Annotated in this window: 18 protein-coding genes and 1 pseudogene; 6 read left to right on the top strand and 13 right to left on the bottom strand. The window is 63.7% G+C overall.

Going from position 1 to position 17,565, the window contains the following annotated elements:
* Positions 1-54: 54 nt before the first annotated feature.
* The 3 genes from SAZ10_RS00940 to SAZ10_RS00930 all read left to right on the top strand — a co-directional run bounded on the left by SAZ10_RS00940 (position 55) and on the right by SAZ10_RS00930 (position 2,140).
* Positions 55-396, top strand: coding sequence for a hypothetical protein (locus SAZ10_RS00940; protein WP_318607283.1), 342 nt, complete (start codon positions 55-57; stop codon positions 394-396).
* Positions 397-681: 285 nt separating this feature from the next.
* The gene (locus SAZ10_RS00935; RefSeq protein ID WP_318607282.1) at positions 682-867 is read left to right on the top strand and encodes a hypothetical protein; all 186 of its coding nucleotides are present in this window, start codon (positions 682-684) and stop codon (positions 865-867) included.
* A 214-nt stretch (positions 868-1,081) separates the two neighbouring features.
* Positions 1,082-2,140: a GH25 family lysozyme gene (locus SAZ10_RS00930; RefSeq protein ID WP_318607281.1), complete on the top strand. Its 1,059-nt coding sequence runs from the start codon at positions 1,082-1,084 to the stop codon at positions 2,138-2,140.
* A 69-nt stretch (positions 2,141-2,209) separates the two neighbouring features.
* Here SAZ10_RS00930 and SAZ10_RS00925 read toward each other — a convergent pair whose 3' ends face one another.
* The 3 genes from SAZ10_RS00925 to SAZ10_RS00915 are packed head-to-tail and all read right to left on the bottom strand — an operon-like array spanning position 2,210 to position 4,627.
* Positions 2,210-3,538, bottom strand: a complete 1,329-nt coding sequence (locus SAZ10_RS00925; protein WP_318607280.1) for a cyanate transporter — start codon at positions 3,536-3,538, stop codon at positions 2,210-2,212.
* Between the two features lie 4 nt (positions 3,539-3,542).
* Positions 3,543-4,016 carry a nucleoside deaminase gene (locus tag SAZ10_RS00920; RefSeq protein WP_318607279.1) on the bottom strand — a complete coding sequence of 158 codons (474 nt, stop codon included), beginning with the start codon at positions 4,014-4,016 and terminating at the stop codon, positions 3,543-3,545.
* A gap of 17 nt (positions 4,017-4,033) precedes the next feature.
* A complete protein-coding gene (locus SAZ10_RS00915; protein ID WP_318607278.1) occupies positions 4,034-4,627 on the bottom strand; it encodes an ankyrin repeat domain-containing protein in 594 nt (197 codons plus the stop codon).
* 336 nt (positions 4,628-4,963) lie between these two features.
* Between SAZ10_RS00915 and SAZ10_RS00910 the strand changes: the two genes are divergently transcribed.
* Entirely contained in the window at positions 4,964-5,815 is an 852-nt protein-coding gene (locus SAZ10_RS00910; protein WP_318607277.1) for a LysR family transcriptional regulator, read from the top strand.
* Positions 5,816-5,866: 51 nt separating this feature from the next.
* On the opposite strand, the pseudogene SAZ10_RS00905 reads toward SAZ10_RS00910, so the two are convergent.
* Positions 5,867-6,465, bottom strand: a pseudogene (locus SAZ10_RS00905) (YdeI/OmpD-associated family protein).
* Positions 6,466-6,826: 361 nt separating this feature from the next.
* Between SAZ10_RS00905 and SAZ10_RS00900 the strand changes: the two are divergent.
* Positions 6,827-7,066, top strand: coding sequence for a DUF1127 domain-containing protein (locus SAZ10_RS00900; protein WP_318607276.1), 240 nt, complete (start codon positions 6,827-6,829; stop codon positions 7,064-7,066).
* Between the two features lie 121 nt (positions 7,067-7,187).
* On the opposite strand, the gene SAZ10_RS00895 is transcribed toward SAZ10_RS00900, so the two are convergent.
* The gene (locus SAZ10_RS00895; protein WP_318607275.1) at positions 7,188-7,748 is read right to left on the bottom strand and encodes a type 1 glutamine amidotransferase domain-containing protein; all 561 of its coding nucleotides are present in this window, start codon (positions 7,746-7,748) and stop codon (positions 7,188-7,190) included.
* Positions 7,749-7,930: 182 nt separating this feature from the next.
* On the opposite strand from SAZ10_RS00895, the gene SAZ10_RS00890 reads away from it, so the two are divergent.
* On the top strand, positions 7,931-8,317 hold the full coding sequence (locus tag SAZ10_RS00890) for a hypothetical protein (RefSeq protein WP_318607274.1): 387 nt from the start codon (positions 7,931-7,933) through the stop codon (positions 8,315-8,317).
* Between the two features lie 82 nt (positions 8,318-8,399).
* Here the strand turns inward: SAZ10_RS00890 and SAZ10_RS00885 are convergent, their stop codons facing one another.
* Genes SAZ10_RS00885 through SAZ10_RS00850 form a run of 8 tightly spaced genes read right to left on the bottom strand, consistent with a single transcriptional unit; the run spans position 8,400 to position 17,519 of the window.
* On the bottom strand, positions 8,400-10,160 hold the full coding sequence (locus SAZ10_RS00885) for a CoA-transferase (protein ID WP_318607273.1): 1,761 nt from the start codon (positions 10,158-10,160) through the stop codon (positions 8,400-8,402).
* An 11-nt stretch (positions 10,161-10,171) separates the two neighbouring features.
* Positions 10,172-11,185 (bottom strand): hypothetical protein, encoded by a 1,014-nt coding sequence (locus tag SAZ10_RS00880; protein WP_318607272.1) that lies wholly within the window; start codon positions 11,183-11,185, stop codon positions 10,172-10,174.
* Positions 11,182-11,982 carry an enoyl-CoA hydratase/isomerase family protein gene (locus tag SAZ10_RS00875; RefSeq protein ID WP_318607271.1) on the bottom strand — a complete coding sequence of 267 codons (801 nt, stop codon included), beginning with the start codon at positions 11,980-11,982 and terminating at the stop codon, positions 11,182-11,184. The genes SAZ10_RS00880 and SAZ10_RS00875 overlap by 4 nt, the downstream gene beginning before the upstream one ends.
* A 2-nt stretch (positions 11,983-11,984) precedes the next feature.
* Entirely contained in the window at positions 11,985-13,187 is a 1,203-nt protein-coding gene (locus SAZ10_RS00870; protein WP_318607270.1) for a CaiB/BaiF CoA-transferase family protein, read from the bottom strand.
* Between the two features lie 39 nt (positions 13,188-13,226).
* A complete protein-coding gene (locus SAZ10_RS00865) occupies positions 13,227-14,012 on the bottom strand; it encodes an SDR family oxidoreductase (protein ID WP_318607269.1) in 786 nt (261 codons plus the stop codon).
* Between the two features lie 22 nt (positions 14,013-14,034).
* Entirely contained in the window at positions 14,035-15,033 is a 999-nt protein-coding gene (locus SAZ10_RS00860; RefSeq protein WP_318607268.1) for an ABC transporter permease, read from the bottom strand.
* Positions 15,017-16,543, bottom strand: coding sequence for a sugar ABC transporter ATP-binding protein (locus SAZ10_RS00855; RefSeq protein WP_318607267.1), 1,527 nt, complete (start codon positions 16,541-16,543; stop codon positions 15,017-15,019). Before SAZ10_RS00855 ends, SAZ10_RS00860 begins: the two co-directional genes overlap by 17 nt.
* Entirely contained in the window at positions 16,533-17,519 is a 987-nt protein-coding gene (locus SAZ10_RS00850) for an ABC transporter permease (RefSeq protein WP_318607266.1), read from the bottom strand. The genes SAZ10_RS00855 and SAZ10_RS00850 overlap by 11 nt, the downstream gene beginning before the upstream one ends.
* Between the last annotated feature and the right edge of the window lie 46 nt (positions 17,520-17,565).

The following is a 17,565-nucleotide window of genomic DNA, read 5'->3' as shown; positions in this document are numbered from 1 at the left end:
CAGGCAGGGAGGTACTCGACACGAGGGAAGAAATTGCAAAGGAAGAAAAGGGTCATGTTCATTTCCGAGAAGACGCCCTCCCAATTTGCGCTGGCCGCATTGGCGACGATGCTTTCCGTATCCGTCTTTGTATTTCCTGCCAGTGCACATGAAGCGCCGAAAGGCTGGAACTATCCTTGGGCATGCTGTGCAAACCAGGATTGCCAGCAGGTCAGCGCCAAGGCGATCAGCGAAAGGCCGAACGGCTATGTCGTTGCAGCGACCGGTGAAGTAATTCCCTACCAGGACAAGCGCGTGAAGGATTCTCCGGACGGCGAATATCACTGGTGCGCGCATCCGAGCGGCATAGATGCCGGCCACACGATTTGCCTGTTCGTGCCACCGAAGGGTTTTTGAGCGTACGCAAGTCAGCCACGCTCTATCGCTCACCTTACGCTGGCGCAGCCGCAGCCAGGTCCAGCAATTGCTTCGCTGCAGTGCCCCTACGGAGAGGGGGCTGTCCCAGCCGAGGCGGCAAGCGCAAGTCAGACGCTATCGTCCCGCTCTGGATTTCAACCACCGCAACAGCGACGGCCTCATGAGCCGTGGGCTTGTCAGCAGCGACAAAGTAGCCGTCGAAACATCATTGGAAGATCGTTGTGGCCACCCCATGTGAGAGGCCGGCGGGGTTGAGGAGGACAGATGGCCGGTGTCATCAATACCCTTGATGAACTATTGGACGATCCCATGATCCAGTTGGTCATGGCGCGCGACAATGTGCGACCGGAAGAGGTGCGCCAGCTCATGGAACGAGCCCGTCAGCGGCAGCCGTCGCTGCCGCCTCACGCGATCAGGGAGGGCGCTCGAATGCGAGGGATATGCCTCTAGCTCGCCAGCCAAATTCTTGGATAGCAGAACCCTGGATGGGGCGATGCGCCGGCTCTCTGTACGAACTGACCAGAGATTCCTTCGGCGCGTCGTGCTCCGTATAGTTAAATTTTTGATTCAATCTTTATTGGTAATTCCCCGTACATAAAGCGAATTGCCTTCTGGCCCGGCGGCGCCTGCCTTCGGTCTGTCTAGTTTTTGCGTACGGGTTGATATGCGTTTTCGGGGCGCTGTCGTTCTCCTCATTGCCTGTCTAGGTTCTGCAGGCTGCACATCGAAATCAGGTCTGGAAGACCTGGTGCCTCGTCCGTCGAACGAGGTCACCAGCTCAATCAGCAGGCCGGTTGCGCCCCTACCTTCCGAGGCCGAAGCACAAGGGTCGAGGACAAAGTACGCCATGGCCGCTGCGCCATCCGACCGGCCGATGTCCGCGGTGAAAGAGCAAGAGACACTTGGGCAGGAGATGCCTGGGCAGGACACGCCCGAGCTCCCGGCCCAGATGGTAGCGCTGGCGGCACCAGACAAGCCCACAGCAGCTTCGGCCGCGATCGAGGCCGGGACGATCAACCCGCGCCGCTTCCGTGACGCCAAACCGATCAATTTCGGCAAGCGTTCGCCGAGGCATCTTGCCGTGCATGGGGTGGACGTTTCACGCTGGCAGGGGGAGATCGACTGGCCGAGGCTGCGCAGCCAGGGCGCGAATTTCGCCTACATCAAGGCAACGGATGGCGGCGACCATCTTGACCCGATGTTCAAGAAGAACTGGAGGGCGGCGGCCGGAGCCGGGCTCAAGCGCGGCGCCTATCACTTCTTCTACTGGTGCCGGACCGCCGGCGAGCAGGCCGATTGGTTCATTCGCAACGTGCCGAAGGTCGACGATGCGTTGCCGCCCGTCATCGACGTCGAGTGGAACGGCGACTCGAGCTGCAAGCGGCGTCCTTCACGCGCCAAGGTGCTGGAGAAGATGCAGGTCTTCATGGACAAGCTGGAGCGGCATTACGGCCAGCGCCCGATCATCTACACCAGTCCGGATTTCTATCGCGAAAATCTCGATGGCGCGTTCCTGGATTATCCGTTCTGGGTTCGCTCGGTGGCGGCGCACCCCTCGAAACTCTATCCGGGGCGCAAATGGCTGTTCTGGCAGTACTCCGGTTCCGGTCTCTCGCACGGCGTGCAGGGCAAGATCGACCTCAATGTCTTTCACGGGACCGAGGCGCAGTGGCACGCTTGGGCCAACCGCCGCGGGCAGCCGCTGGTTGCCGAGGCGGATTAGTCGAGTTCATCGATCGGCTCGGAACCGCTGCGGCAGATCGTCAATATCAGCCGCGACCGCTTGGGCGCACTACTCGCTCCGATGGCAGACAAATGCTGAAGAGAACTGGGGTATCTGTGTTGCCGAAGCCCGGCCGCACACCCTCGCCGCATCGGTCAGATCAGACCCTGGTGGGTGAACAGCACGACCTATCACAGCACTGTCTTCGCTGTCCGGAGAAGACATGGCGCGCGCATAGCCGTTCGGCGCCAAACGCGCCGTCAGACCGATGACAATTGCGACACTCCCCAGATGCCATAGCCACCCGGCCGCGTAGCTACCTGTCACGTCGTGCAGCACCGCAACGAGCCACGGCGGTATCGCTGCGATCAGAAAGCCACCGCCTTGCATGAGCGCTGACAAGGTGCCCGCCTGCTCGGGATGGGGCAAATGATCAAGCGCCACCACCAGCGACAGGGCAAAACAGCCGCCCAAACCCACACCGACGAGAGCGGCCCACGCCGTCGGCGCAGCGTCAGGCGCAAACGCCAGGCCCGCAAATCCGGCTGCCTGCATCGCCAGCGTCGACCAAAGCCAGGGCCTTCTGTCCTCGCCCTTGCTGGCCAGCGCCGGCAAGGTGAGGGCGGCCAGTGCCTGGCATGCGGCCATCACGGCCAGCAGCCCTCCGCTCGCCGCGCTGCTCCAGCCCCGCCCCTGAAAGGACGGCGCGAGCCAAGCAACGATCGAGGAATAGCCACCATTGACGAGGCCGAAGCTCGCCATCAACAACCATGTCCGCGGCCTTGTAAGGAAATTCCTTGCTGAAGGCCCGTCTGCCTGCGAGCGAATGTCGCCAGGCAAGAAGGCAATCGCCAGCACCACGGCGACCAAAGCCGGCAGAGCCAACCAGGCAAGCCCGACGTGCCAGCTTCCCGACACGTCGGCAATCACCGGAGATACTTGCGCGCCGAGGGCACCACCGCCCATCAGCATGGCGGAGTAGAGCCCCATCAAAACGCCGACGCGCTTGGGAAATTCCCGCTTGATGGTGCCCGGAAAAACGGCCTGCACGATCGCAACGCCAAAGCCGATCATCGCCGCCGTCGCGATCATCGCCCAGCCCGCCGAGGCGAACAGGCGCAGGAAAGAACCGACGCAAAGAATAGTCAGCGCACCGATCACCGATCGGCGCGCGCCGAATGTTCCTTGCAAGGACGGTCCAATGAAAGCAACCAGTCCCATCAGGATCATCGGCACGAGCGTCAGGAGAGCCATACCTTGCAAGCCGAGGCCGGTTTCCGCGCGCATTGCCTGCGCCAGCGGTCCCACGCTCGTGATGAACGGCCTCAGATTGAGCGCGACGGTCGCCACGGTGGCGATGAGCAGAATACGCGCGAAAGGCGCGTCGTCTCGCGCCATTTGCCTATGCCTGCGCTGCTTGCTTGCGGCTCCAGTCCGCGTAGAGATCCGGCCGCGAGTCCAGCCGGACAGGCACGTAACGGATCTTCATGGACTGTTCGGAAAACGGCTTGGCAAGATCCGCATAGACCGCGGCGGTCGAGAGGCCGAACAGAGCACCGTCATCGTTGGAGTAGGCGTAGGTCACCTCGCCAATTCCCGCCAGCCGCATCGCCGCCATGCACATCGGACACGGATGCCCGCTGGCGAAAACGGAACAGCCTTCGAGATTTGCCGAACCGAGCTCTTGGCTGGCTGACCGGATCGCCGTCAGTTCAGCGTGTGCGGTAGGATCGTTCGTGCTGAGAACTCCGTTCACGCCGGTGGCTATCACCTTGCCATTCTTGACAACCACCGCGCCGAACGGACGCCCGCCGCGTTCGGCATTTGCATATGCCAGTTCGATCGCTTCGCGAAGGAAGCGCTTGTTCTCATCCATTTTCATCTCCAATCGCCTTAGCGCGCGCCGGCCGCGAGCAGCATCCTCTCGATCTCCTGGTAGCCAAGAGCGCGTGCATGCCGGAGCGGCGTGACGCCTTCGCGATCGGCGAGATTGACGTTTGCCTTGCCCTTCACCAGAAGCTCCACAATCTGCTGATGGCGCTGCCCGCCATCGCCGAGAATGATGGCCTCGAGCAGCGCGGTCCAGCCGAGATCATTGACGTGATCGACGTCGACGCCGGCCTCAATCAACGTCCGCACCGTATCGACATGGCCGCGCTCGGATGCCGGGATCAGGGCCGTGCCGCCATAGCGATTGGTGCTCTTGAGATCGGCGCCATGCGCGAGGGTCATCTTGAGGATTTCCAGATGTCCCCGCGCGCCGGCGTAAAGATAGGGGCTGTCATTGATGTTGTCTTTGATGTTCACATCCGCGCCGGCGTTGATGAGCGCCTCGGCGGCATGGATCTGGTTTGCATGCGCAGCGACGAGCAGCGCGGTCGCGCCGGAGTTGTCGCGCGCGTCGATCTGAGCGCCGTGGGATAGAAGTTCCTGGATGGCTGCGACGTCGTCCTTTGCCGCCGCAGCGTGCAATGGAGTTTCACTCATGGCTGCTCCTGGGGTTCCAAAAACAGGAGCCAGTGCCGCAAAGGCGTAAGCCAGGATCACCAGCGGTTTGCATATTGGGCTCCTGAAAAGGTTGATCTGGTTCGGCATGCGAGTTCTCGACCTGGCTCGCCAACATCCCCCGCATCGAGCTGTCCGGCTTGCCGCCAGACTGAGCTCGCAGGACGTCCCCACGGAATCTGATCGTTCTGAGATAAGGTCACAAAGCTGCATCGAAAAATTAAATAATCAGATTGATCCTATTATGATTCTGAATGTAAGAAATGACTGAGCATTTTGCGACCTGACCGTTCGCGGCAAATCATTCTGAGTGGCAGTGTGCTTGATCCGCGCCTTCTTCGCGCCTTTGTCGCAATCGCCGATCTAGGCAGCTTCACAGCAGCGGCTGACCGGCTGAATATGACCCAGTCCACGATCAGCCAGCAACTGGCGCGGCTCGAGGATGCCATCGGTCACCGGCTGATCGATCGCATGGCCCGTCCGGTCCAACCCACCCCTTCAGGTGAGCGTCTCCTGGGTTACGCCCGTCGAATCCTGGCGCTTGAGCAGGAGGCAGAGACTATGCTGGCAGACCCTGCGGGCACCATCTCCGTTCGCATAGGCCTGCCAGAAGACATCGTCAGCGGCGAAATGGCCGCTGTCTTCGGGGCTTTCGCAAAAGCGCACCGCTTCATCCGACTCGATGTCACCGCAGGCCTCAGCCGGGATTTGACCCAGCGCTATCGCGCCGGCGAATTCGACATCATCGTCGTGAAGGAGTCGAGCGCGAGTTCCGACTGTCGCGCGACTTTCCCTGAAGCCATGGCATGGTTTGAAAGCGCCAACAGCGCGAGCGAGTGGCCGGACCCCCTTCCGCTGGTCACGTTTCCACCGGGCGGTCTCTATCGCGACACCATGTTCGAGCGCGTAGAACGCGAGCGCCGGCGCTGGTATATCGCCTTCTCGGGCAGCAGCCTCCATAACGTCCTCGTTGGCGTGGAGGCGGGACTCGGCCTCTCACTTCTGCCGGTTGGAACGACCAAGGGACGACAGGTCCGCGTATATGCGCCCTTCGGGGTGGAGCGGTCCATGGTGGTCTCAATCTATGCCTGGGAAAAGGCGGGGCTGGTCTCGGAACTGGTTGCGCAGATGGAATCCGTCCTCGCGGCGCGTCTCCACATTCAGGTTTGAGCTCTTAGGGAATGTCTCAGTCTGCAGCTTCGAAACGAAGCCGGACGAGGGCTACTTCTTTGCCTGCGGGTAGATCGTCTCGCCGCGTTTGAGCATATCGACGAAGGTTGCGATCTTCTTCTTCCGCCCGGCTTCGGTCTTCATGTTGTGCACGCGAAAGGCCAGGGCGAAGCGGTTCTGCGCGCTGAGCTTCGCCAGCATTTCCCTCGCTTCGGGCTCCGCATCGATCGCGGCCTGGAGGTCGTTGGGGATGGTCATGTTCTTGCCGCTGCCGTAGGCGCGATCCCAGCGGCCGTCGGCCTTGGCTGCCTCGACCTCCCTCAGGCCGCGCTCGGTCATCCGGTCCTCCTCGATCAGCCGGGCGACATTGTCGACATTCAGCTTGCTCCAAATGCTCTTCTGCCGCGCGGCGTGTAGCGCTGCAGATAGCTCTTATCATCGAGGCCTTTGCGAACCGCATCGATCCAGCCCCAGCAGAGGCAGACGTCGATCGCCTCCTTTGGCGTGATCGACTTCAGGCCCGAGCCCACTTTGTGGATCCTGATCCACACCTCGTCTTGCTTGTCGTGGTGTGTGGCGAGCCAGTCATAGAAGGCGTCGGCATTCTCGAATTCTCTGACCTTGGAAGGATCGATCTTGACGGGGGGCATCAGCAACCTTGCTCCTTGGGCGCCGCAAGTTCAGCGGTCCTCGGAGGGGCGCGCCCGGCGTGACGCCGAAGGCCTTCCGGAATCCCGCCACGAACGTAGTCGATCCTTCATAGCCGAGCCGGTCGGAAATGTCGCCGACCGACGCTCCCCCGATAATCATTCGATGACCCTCATTTGGCGGCTTACAGCCATGAGCCGACGATACGCGATTACACGAGACAGTCGGTTCTCCGTCATATCCTGTCGAAATCGAGCTCTCTGCGGCGACTACTTATCAGCGGACCCCTGAGCGACCTGCTCTGGGGCGGCCGGGGACCTTTGCCCGGAGGGCAGGGCCAGTGTCATGAAGGGAGATATGACGATGAACAATGAAACGGCCTCTCTGGCCCGAGACGTGCAAGCGGGGCCGGCGACCACCGGCTGGGCAAGGGCCGGTCATGCCGCCCGCCGCGCTCTCGCCCGGTTCGGGCATTGGCGGCAGGTGCGGAGGAACATCGCGCTTCTGTCGTCACTTGACGACAAGATGCTCGCCGATGTCGGCATCCCGCGCGATCAGGTCAAGCATGTGGCCTGCCTCGGCTATGTGCCCGGCCAGAGCTGAGCCCTTCCTGCAACATGAACTCATCCGATGAGCCTGCAGCTTGGCTGGAAAGCCCGCCCGGCATTCAAGCCGGGCGGGCCATTTCCAGACGGCGAAGGGATGGTGGTGTGAACAGTAGCCGTCAGGCGGCACGACGCTCGTGCCGGCCCTCGCGGATTTCCTCCGTTAGCTTGTTGCAGAAGGCATCGAGGTCACCGGGATTGCGACTGGTGACCAGCCCCTCATCGGTTACGACCTCGCTGTCCTCCCACTTGCCGCCGGCATTGATCACGTCGGTCTTGATCGACTTATAGGAGGTCACCCGGCGGTCCTTGACGATGCCGGTCTCGACCAGCAGCCAGGGTGCGTGGCAGATCACGCCCATCACCTTGCGGTCCCTCCAGAAGCTCCTGATGAAATCGAGCGCCTTCGGCTCGACGCGCAGCAGGTCGGGATTGATCTGGCCGCCGGGCAGCACCAACGCGTCATAATCCTGCGGGCTCGCCTCATCGAGCGTCTTGTCGACCTTCACCGGCCGGCCCCAGTCCTTGTGATCCCAGCCTTTGATTTCGCCGCCTTCGAGCGAGACCACGTGGACCTCGGCGCCGGCCTCGCGCAGCTTGTCGCGGGGGACCTCCAGCTCCGACTGTTCGAAGCCGTTGGTGGCGAGAATGGCGACACGTTTTCCGGAAATGTCTTGCATGGCTTTCTCCCGTTGTTCGACGTTGTTGGAGATGGAAGCCCAACGGAGAGGGGAGGGATGTGTTCCGGCAATCTCTGCTGACAAAAGGCCCTTTCGCCGGCTTCCCGCTCAGTGCACGTTAGAGAACAACGCGCGGCAGGTCGTCGAGCCGCCGCAGATCACAAGTGAAGGAGGATCGCGCGTTGACCGACTCCACACGTACCACGCGCCGCAGGGTGCTGACGGCGATGCCGGCCATCACCATGGCCGTGGCCCTGGCCATGCCAGCATCCGGCGAGGTGCTGCAGAGCGACAAGCCGACTGAATCACCCGAATTACAGGCCCTGATCGAAGCACATCGGGAAGCTTACCGATCATTCATGGAGCTTCTACACCGCTCGGGCGGCAAGTCCCGCCCTGCAAGTGCTGCCGATCGAATTGAAAACGAGGCGCTCTTGGCCGTCTGCGCCTTTCGGGCACAATCGGAAGCGGACCGCCAGACCAAGGCGCAATATCTGCTGGAGGTCGAGGAACGCGGCGAGCTCGACCTGCCCGAGCATATGCAGGCGGTGCTCCGCTCCATGGTATAGAGTGGAAGCGCTAACGAGAGCTCGGTGAAGGCGTGCGTTGATGGAGCGCGCCGCTGCAGGCGCTGCTCGAACCCCCATCACGTCAGCTTTGCTCTGACAGCTTGTCGATCAGCGCACGGTCCGCCGCGAGGATCTCGGCAATCATGGCGCCGCGATCGCGCGAGCCGACGAACTCGAGGCGCCTGAGGCCCAGCGGATCGATGCGGCGGCGCAGGATCTCAAGCTTATCGCGGTCCGGCAGCGCGATCTCGCTGCAATCCTCGTCGAAGCGCACCGGAAAGCCTGTTGCAGCGCGGACCTGTTCGCGCGTTACGCCAGGCATCAGCTCAGTCACGATGAGCTCGCCAGTCGCAGGGTCGAGGCGGAAGACGCAGAGATCAGTGAAGAGCAGGGCGCGGCCGGTGCGGTAGCCGTGACGTGCGCGCTCCTCGGGCGCCAGCAGGCCGCGGGCAGAGCTTACGAAATCGACATCGGCGACGAGCGACAGCGGCGAGTGCCGCGTGACGTAGAGCACGTAGTCGCGATGCATGTTGCCGACGTCGGCCATGCCGCCCTGGCCGGGAAGCCGGATGAAGCCGCCCTTCGCGCGCCGGATGGCAAGGTTGTTGACGCGCGCGAAGCGATCGACCTGCGCGGCGCCGATGATCTCGTGCGTGACGGCGCCGGCCTGGTAGAGAGCCGAATAGGTGTCGTCGCCGCCGGCATGCGCGGCTGCCGTCTCGGCATCGAAGCTCTCGATCAGCGAGAGCAGCATCGGCGAGGGCGCGATGTCGATGTGGCCGCAGCTCATCGTGGCGATGATCATGTCGGGCGCGTGCGTCGCCTTGGCGAGCCGGTAGGCGACGTTGGCGAGCGGGGAGACCGCGCCGGCGCTGGCGAAGCTTTCGTTGTCGAGCTCGGCTGCGAGCCGTACGGCCATCATTTCGTCGGTGCTCGGCTGCTCGGCGGCCGGGTGCAGCGCCGGCTGGGGCAGGTCGCGCGCCGATCGAGCACTGATCCGCGCTGCCTTCCTGACGTGCGCAGGCACGCCGGCTGTCGGCAAAGCAAGGCGCTCGGTGAGGGATGCGCCGTCGGCCAATGCGTGGGCGAGGGCCGCATAGTCGGTCGCGTAAGACGGCAGGCAGGAGGTCGGCCAGGCGCCTCCGGGAACGGCGGCGATGGCCGTTACCTGATTGCGGCCGATGACGGTCTGTCGGCCCGCCGCGGCAAGCGCGCCGACGGGCACGACCTCCTCGACCGTGACCAGCACCTTGCGCGCCGCGCCGACCATGGCAAGGTCGAGCGCGCGGGCGCCGACGATCTGGACATTGCCGTTCTCGTCGGCGCGTGGCGCGTGGAGGAGCACCGCGTCGAGAACGAGGGGAGGGACGGCGCCGACGGGCTTGCCGGAAAGAGGATCGCTTACTTGCTGGGCGGTCGGGATGCGGCTCATCATGGCCGAGCCGGTGGGCAGCTGGAAGGTTCTGCTCGGCAGGTTCTGCTGTGCGGCGCGCAGCGCCTCGATCATCGCTAACGCGGTCCAGTCGCGAACCGGCAGGCGTTCCGCTTCGGCTGCCGCGCGGAAATGCGGAGGCAAGCCGAAAGTATCAAGGCTCGAGAAGCAGAGGTCGATCGCGGCAACGGCATCCGCTTCAAGCAGGATTTCCAGCGACAGGCCGCCGGCCCAGGCAGCGTAGCGCAGATCCCTTGCGCCACCCCTGGCGAGCGCAAGCAGCAGCGCAACGGGCAGGCGCGCGAAGTGGTGCCCGCCGACGCCGAGCCGGTCACCGTCGGCCACCATCGCGGCCAGCCCGGCCAGGTCGGTGAAGACCGGCCGGTTTGGCTTGACCAAGCTTTCAGGCAATCTTGAGCTCCTCAAATCGGCTCTGCGGCAATCCGGTAGCGTGTCGCGAAGACCTCGCCGGCTGCGAAGTCGCGTGCTGTCGGTGTGCCGGAGCGCGCGATCGGATTGTCTGCGGCGGCAGTTGCTGGCCCGAGCCCGAAGGGCGAGCAGATCGGCTCCATGCCTAGCGCGAGATGCCGGCCATTCCACGGCGACATCTTGCGGCCGCGATTGCTGATCCAGAGCAGCAGGCTCGGGAAATGTTCCTTCTGCCAGGAGAGCCGCACCCGATAGCCTTCCGCATAGTTCGCAAGGGCGACTTCGCCGTCGATGCCGTTGAGCTGAAGCAGGTCTTCCGAATCGAAGCCCAGCGGCAGTCGACTTGCGTCGATCACAGCCTCGTCGCGGGCCGGCACGGCCTCGAGCGAGGCAAAGGTGCGATCGACAGCGAAGATCGACGAGGCGTCGACGTCGCCTGGATAAGTGCGACCATGGTCGAAGCGCGCGCCCTCGATGGCCGCCATTCCCAGGGTCTGCGGCAGGCGGAAGGTGGGATGCAGCCCGATCGGCAGACGGCAGGCCGTCCGCACATGAATGCGGAACTCGATGTCGACGGCCGGCTGAGCCGGGTCGGGCGTGATGGTTCGCTCGACGCGCCGAACCGGGGTCGTGGCAGGATAATCGAGTGACAGTGTGAGGCTTGCGGCGGAGCAGTCGTCCCACGTCCAGAAATTATTGGAGCTGTGACCGTGTGCCTCCTCGTCGGGCGCAGCCGGATGCATGAGCGGCACCCATTCCTCAGCAAAGCCGTCTGCCGGGACCGAATAGCCGAACGGGACGCAAGGCCACTCGCCGCGCAGCCGCCGCAATATGCCGGGCAAATCTTGCGCGCCATATTCATAGGCCCAGGGTGCAATTTGCATCGGGCTCACTTGCCGGCCGTCGCCAAAAAGGAAGGTGACCGGCGCGAGCATCGCGCCGAGCCGCTGCACGACGAGGGAGCCGTGCTCCCAGCCAAGCCCGCGATAGTCGTCGGCTCCGTTCATGACCGGCCTCCTGCCGCCTTCTCGGCCGCCCGGGCAGCGCTCTTTGCAGCGAACTCCTGCACGCGCTGCTGGCCGATCTCGCTCCGGTAGAGCGCCGAGACAAGCGCGCGCTCGCTTTCCAGCCCGGCCGCGAGGTCGCCGCGCGCGGCGATTGCGGTGAGCCGCTTCAGCCCTTCGATCGCCTCAGCCGGTTCAGCGGCTATGGCTGCCGCGATCGCCAAGGCGCGCGGCATCAGCTCTTCCGGGGCCACAACTTCATTGACCAATCCCGCTGCCACCAAATCGGTGGCGGGCACAATCGCGCCGGTCATGAGCAGCAGGTTGGCGCGGTTGCGGCCGAGCCTGGCGACGCTGCGCTGCGTGCCGCCGCCGCCGGGCACCAGGCCGAGCTTGATTTCGGGCAGGCCCATTTTGGCCGTCGACGAAGCGACCACGATGTCGGAGCAAAGCACCAGCTCGAACCCTCCGCCGAGCGCGAAGCCATTGACCGCCGCGATCACCGGCTTTCGGCAATCCTCGATCGCGGAATACATGGCCGTGCCGGCGAGCTGGAACGCGTCGAATTCGGGGCCGGTCTGCACTGCATATTCCTTGATGTCGGCACCTGCCATGAAGCCGCGGCCCTCGCCGGTGACGACGACCGCGCCGACTGCCGGATCGTCGGACAGCGCCCTGAAGGCGACGGTGATCTCGCCCTGCATCCTCTTGTTCATCGCGTTGAGCTGGTCGCCCCGCCTGAACGTCACCAGCGCGACGCGTCCATCGACCTCGATCGTCAGCGTCTCGTAATGCGACATCGTCAGGTCTCCGCGACGGTCATGTCGCCGGCCTCCTCGAGGGCTGCGATCTCCTCGGCGGGGACGCCGAACTCGGCGAGGATCTCGCGGCCGTGCTGGCCGACCAGTGGCGCGGGCCGGTCGATCGTGGCCGGCGTCTCGCTCATCCTCACCGCTGGCGCGACGACTTTCACCGTTCCGGCCCTGGGATGCTCGTAGCTCGTGATCATGCCCATATGCGTGACCTGAGGGTCGTTGGCGGCGTTGCGAATATCGTAGACCGGCGCGCACCAGATGTCGGCATCGAGCATCCTGTCGAGAAGTTCGCGCCGGCCGTATTTGCGTGTCTCGGCATTCACCTTCTCCCAGACCTCGTCGCGCTTGGCGAACAGCGTGGCGAGGTCGTCATAGACGGCGAGATGCGGCGCCTGCAGCGTTTCGTAAAGTGTCTTGAACGGGCTCATGGCGATGGTGACGTAGCCGTCCTTCGTCTCGTAGACGCCGAACGGCGCCTGCATGCCGGGATGGCCAATGCCCGAATTCGGGCGCACGAAATCCTCGCCGAGATTGAGCACGCCGACATATTCCTGGCCGAGATGGGCAAGCATGCCGGCAAGGAGGTTCACTTCAATCTTCTGACCTTTGCCGGTCTTCTCGCGATAATAGAGCGCCGAGAGGATGCCGTAGACCATGTTCATGGCGCCAATCTGGTCGGCAAGTCCTGCACCGGCAGGAACGGGCGCGGCGTCGCCGCGTCCGGTGTTGGAGATAAGCCCCGCGAGGCCCTGGATCAGCATGTCCTGGCCGGGCCGGTCGACATAGGGGCCTTCCTCGCCGTAGCCGGAGCCGGAGCAATAGATGATGCGCGGGTTGACGGCCTTGAAGTCCTCATAGCCGTAGCCGAGCTTTGCCAGCACGCCCGGCCGGAAATTCTGCACGACCACGTCGGCCTTGGCTGCCATCTTCATGATCAGCTCATGAACCTTCCTGCTTTTCAGGTTCAGCGCGATCGACCGCTTGTTGCGGTTCCAGGCGAGGAAATTCGGGCTTTCAGAGCCGCCGACCCATTTGGCGAAGAAGGTCATGGAACGGAACAGGTCGCCCGCGCCAGCGCGTTCGACCTTGATCACATTGGCGCCCATGTCGGCGAGAAGCTGAGTGGCAAACGGCCCCTGCAGCAGGTGGCTGAAGTCGAGGATGGTGACGCCGGATAGGGCCTTGTCCATGTTTGTTCTCGGTAGCTCTTCCATTTCGCAGTTTGCCGGTCAGACGAGGTCCGGCACGAAGCGCGGCGCGGCGGTAAGGCCGCCATCGACGCGCAGGTCTATACCCGTCGTGAATCCGGCCGCGTCGCTCGCCAGATAGACGGCTGCCTCGGCGATCTCCGACGTTTTTCCGATGCGGCCGATCGGGTGCATCTTCACCCAGGCGCGGGCGATGTGGTCGCCCTGTTCGGCGACGATCTTGTCGTTCATCGGTGTGGCAATCGTGCCCGGCGAGATCGAGTTGATGCGGACATTGTGCGGCCCGAACTCTACCGCCATCTGCCGTGTCATCGACATGACGGCTCCCTTGGCCCCGGCATAGGCCGTCCAGCCGTCGAGCCCGACATGGCCCTGCGCCGAAGCCATGTTGATGATCGCGCCGCCCTTCTGGCGGATCATGTGCGGCAGGGCGAACTTGCAGCCGCGAAAGACGCTGGTGAGGTTCACCGCGATCAGCCGATGCCACTGATCGTCGGTCATCTCGTAGACGGGCATGCCGCCGATCGCGATCGCCGCATTGTTGACGAGAATGTCGAGCCGGCCGCCTTTGTCCACTGCCGTCTGGATGAGGTTGCGGATATCGGCCTCTGCCGAGACGTCGCAGTGCACATAGTCGGCAGCGAGGCCCTTGGCCTTCAGTTCGGCGACCAAGGCCTCGCCCTTGCGGTCATCGATATCTCCGGCAAAGACATGCGCGCCTTCGGTGGCCATGGCTTCGGAGATGGCATGGCCGATGCCGTCCGCCGCGCCGGTTACGACTGCGATCTTGCCTTGAAGGCGTCCCATGAAATCCTCCTTAGAGCCTGCTCTAAAGCCTGCTGCGCTTGAACTCGTCGAACGCGACCGCCGCGATGATGATGCCCCCGGTGATCACGAGCTGCCACTCGGTAGCGAGGTTCAGCATGCCGAGACCGTTCGAAAGAAATGACAGAGTCAACACGCCGAGCGCCATGCCGAACAGGCTGCCGACGCCTCCGGAGAGGCTGACGCCGCCGAGCACCACCGCCGCCACGACCTGGAACTCGAAGCCGAGGCCGGCGACATGCACAGCGGAGCCCAGCCGCGAGGCAAGCATGATGCCGGCGACGGTGGCGAGCAGGGCGCTGATTATGAAGCAGACGAACTTGACGCGCTTGACATTGTAGCCGGCGAGCCGCGCCACTTCGGGGTTGCCGCCAACCGCATAGATCTGGCGCCCGAATGGCCGATGGCGCATCAGGTAGGCGAAGACGAAGAGCAGAAACACGGCGATCAGAGCAGGGTAGGGGATGCCAAAGAGTCGTCCGTTGCCGATCTGGAAGAAGCTTTCCAGCATCGCATCGTCGGGGATCGCCGTCTGGCCCGTGTAGAGGTAGACGCCGCCGCGCAGGATGAAGAGCGTGCCGAGAGTGACGATCAGCGAGTTGATGCCGAGATAGGCGGCGAGATAGCCGTTCACCATGCCGACGACGAGGCCAAGCGCGAGGGCCCCGGCGATGCCGAGCGCCAGCGACTCCGTATGGTTCATGATCACGATCAGCGGGATCGCGACCGCCGCGACAAGCGAACCGATGGAGACGTCGACCTCACCCGAAATGAAGACGATGGCGACGCCGATCCCCGCCGTCATCGCGAGCGCGGACTGACCGAGCACGTTGGTGAGATTGCGTACGGTGAAGAACGTGTCGGAAGCCGCCGCGAAGAAGGCAATGACGACGATGAGCGAGATCAGCAGCGCGATCTCGTTGCGGCGAAACAGCGTCCGCAGGATGGCGGCCGCTGGTGAGGGTGCCGGGACTGCCCCGGCGGCATCAAGCGATTGCGGCATTGAGGATCTTCTCCTGTGTTGCCTCGTCGCGGTCGAAGGTGGCGGTGATGCGCCCCCCCGCCATGACGACAATTCGGTCGGACAAGCCGAGCAGCTCGGGCATCTCGGAGGTCATCATGACGACGGCAAGGCCTTCGGACGCGAGCCGGTCGAGCAGCGCGAATATCTCCGACTTCGCGCCGACATCGATGCCGCGCGTCGGCTCATCGACGACGATCACCTTCAGCCCGCGCATCAGCCAGCGGGCAAGCAGCACCTTCTGCTGGTTGCCGCCCGAAAGGTTTTTGATCAGCTGGGAAAGCGACGGAGTCCGAATGCGGAAGCGGTCGACATAGCCCTGCACGGCTTCCTTCTCGCGACCTTCGTCCACAAATCCGGCGCGGCTGAAGCCGGCGAGCGCGGCGAGGCTCATATTTTGCCGGACCGGAAGCTCCAGCATCAGTCCTTCGCCCTTCCTGTCTTCGGTGAGCAGGCCTATGCCCAGCGCGACACCGGTGCGCGTGTCGTGCGGCTTCAGCGGCTTGCCGCCGATCTCGATCGCGCCGGATCGTATTGGGTCGAAGCCGACAATCGCCTTGGCAAGTTCGGTGCGGCCGGCGCCCATCAACCCGAAGAAGCCGAGCACTTCCCCGGCGCGCACCTCGAAGGAGACATCCCTAAGCTTGACGTCGGTCGAGAGATTGCTCACCGAGAGCGCGACGTCACCTTGGGCGTGGCCGCGCGAACGCGGAAAGAGGTTCTCGATCCGGCGTCCGATCATATCCTGGATCAGGCTGTCATGCGTGTGCTCGCCGATCGGCTTGGTCGAGATATGGCGGCCGTCGCGCAGCACGGTCACCTCGTCGGCGATCTCAAATACTTCGTCGAGCTTGTGCGTGACGTATACGACGGCAATGCCGAGTTCGGTCAGCCGGCGTATGACCTTGAAAAGCAGCGCGACCTCGTTGGGCGTCAGCGACGATGTCGGCTCGTCCATGACGACGATGCGGGCCTCATGCGCGAGAGCACGCGCGATCTCAACCATCTGCTGCTGGCTAACGGGAAGGTTGCCCGTGCGGGCAGCGGGATCGACATCGAAGCCGATGCGCTTGAAGAGCGACGCGGACTCGGCCCGGATCCGCTTCCAGTCGATTGAGCCGGCGCGGCCGACCGGATGGCGCTCGAGAAAGATGTTCTCGGCGACGGTGAATTCGGAGATCAGCGCGATCTCCTGGAATACAACCTTGATGCCTTGCGCGAGCGCGTCGCGCGGCGTGCGCAGCTCGACCTCCTGGCCGCCGATGCGAATGGTCCCGGCATCCTTGCCATAGACGCCCGCCATGATCTTGATCAGGGTGGACTTGCCGGCACCGTTCTCGCCCATCAGGGCATGAACCTTGCCGCGGGCAAGCGTCAGATCGACTCCCTCGAGCGCGACAACGCCCGGGAAGCGCTTGCCGATGCCATGCATTTCCAGCGCCGGCGCGGGGCCGGCTATCGCGGTCATGTCCTGAGCGGGCTCAGCGTGCATCGCTGCGTCTCCTGACAATATCGAGCCAGGTCGCGAGAATGATGACGATGCCGGGCACGACCATCTGCAGGTCCTGGTTCCACCTCAGGATAATGATGCCGTTGTCGACGATCTTCAGAACGAGAACGCCGAGAAGGGTGCCGACGAGCGTGCCGCGGCCGCCCGAAAGACTGGTGCCGCCGAGAATGACGGCAGCAATCACCGTGAGCTCGAAGCCGCGCCCCGCAGTCGGCTGGCCGGCATTCATGAGCGAGGCGAGGATCAGCCCGGCGACGCCGACAAGCAGCCCGGTGATGACGAAGGCGATCAGCTTCAGCCGCTCGGCGCGAAGGCCGGACAGCCGCGCTGCCTTCTCGTTGGCGCCGACCGCATAGAGATAGCGGCCGAATGTCGTATAGCGCAGTGTCACGAAGGCAATGAGAAAGACGATCGCGGCGATGATAACCGGCACCGGAAGCGGCCCGACATAGCCGGCGCCGAGATCGGTGAAGGCCGGGATGTGATGACGGTTCTGCACGGCCTCTCGCGTGTAGAGGAACACGCCACCCTGCAGGATCATCATGGTCGCGATGGTGGCGATCAGCGAGTTCACCTTGAGCCGGGTAACGACGAGACCATTGAAAAGGCCGACGACGCCGGCAAAAGCGATTGCGGCGAGCGATCCGAGCGCGAGGCTGCCGGTGCGGTTCGTCACGTCCATGCCGACGCAGCCGACGAAGGCGAGCGAAGCGCCAACCGACAGGTCCACCTCGCCGGCGATCAGAAGCATGGTCATGCCTGCCGCGACGATCAACACCAGCGCGCATTGGCGCAGGATCGCGATGACATTGGCTCCGGAATAGAACTGCGGTGCGGCGATCGAGATGGCAATGCAGAGCAGGACCAGAATGCCGATCAGCACGATCTGGCTTCTGTCCGCAAGCAGGCCGAATGCGGCTCCGGGTTTGCGAGTCGTGGGTATGGTTTCGCTCGTCATGGCTCGGTCCGAACAAATGCGCCGGGGCGACATCACGCCCCGGCAA

The organism is Mesorhizobium sp. BAC0120 (assembly GCF_033542235.1).
Classification (GTDB): Bacteria; Pseudomonadota; Alphaproteobacteria; order Rhizobiales; family Rhizobiaceae; genus JAWRCU01.
The sequence above is the reverse complement of the archived record's forward strand: the minus strand, read 5'-3'. Positions and strand labels throughout refer to the sequence as shown.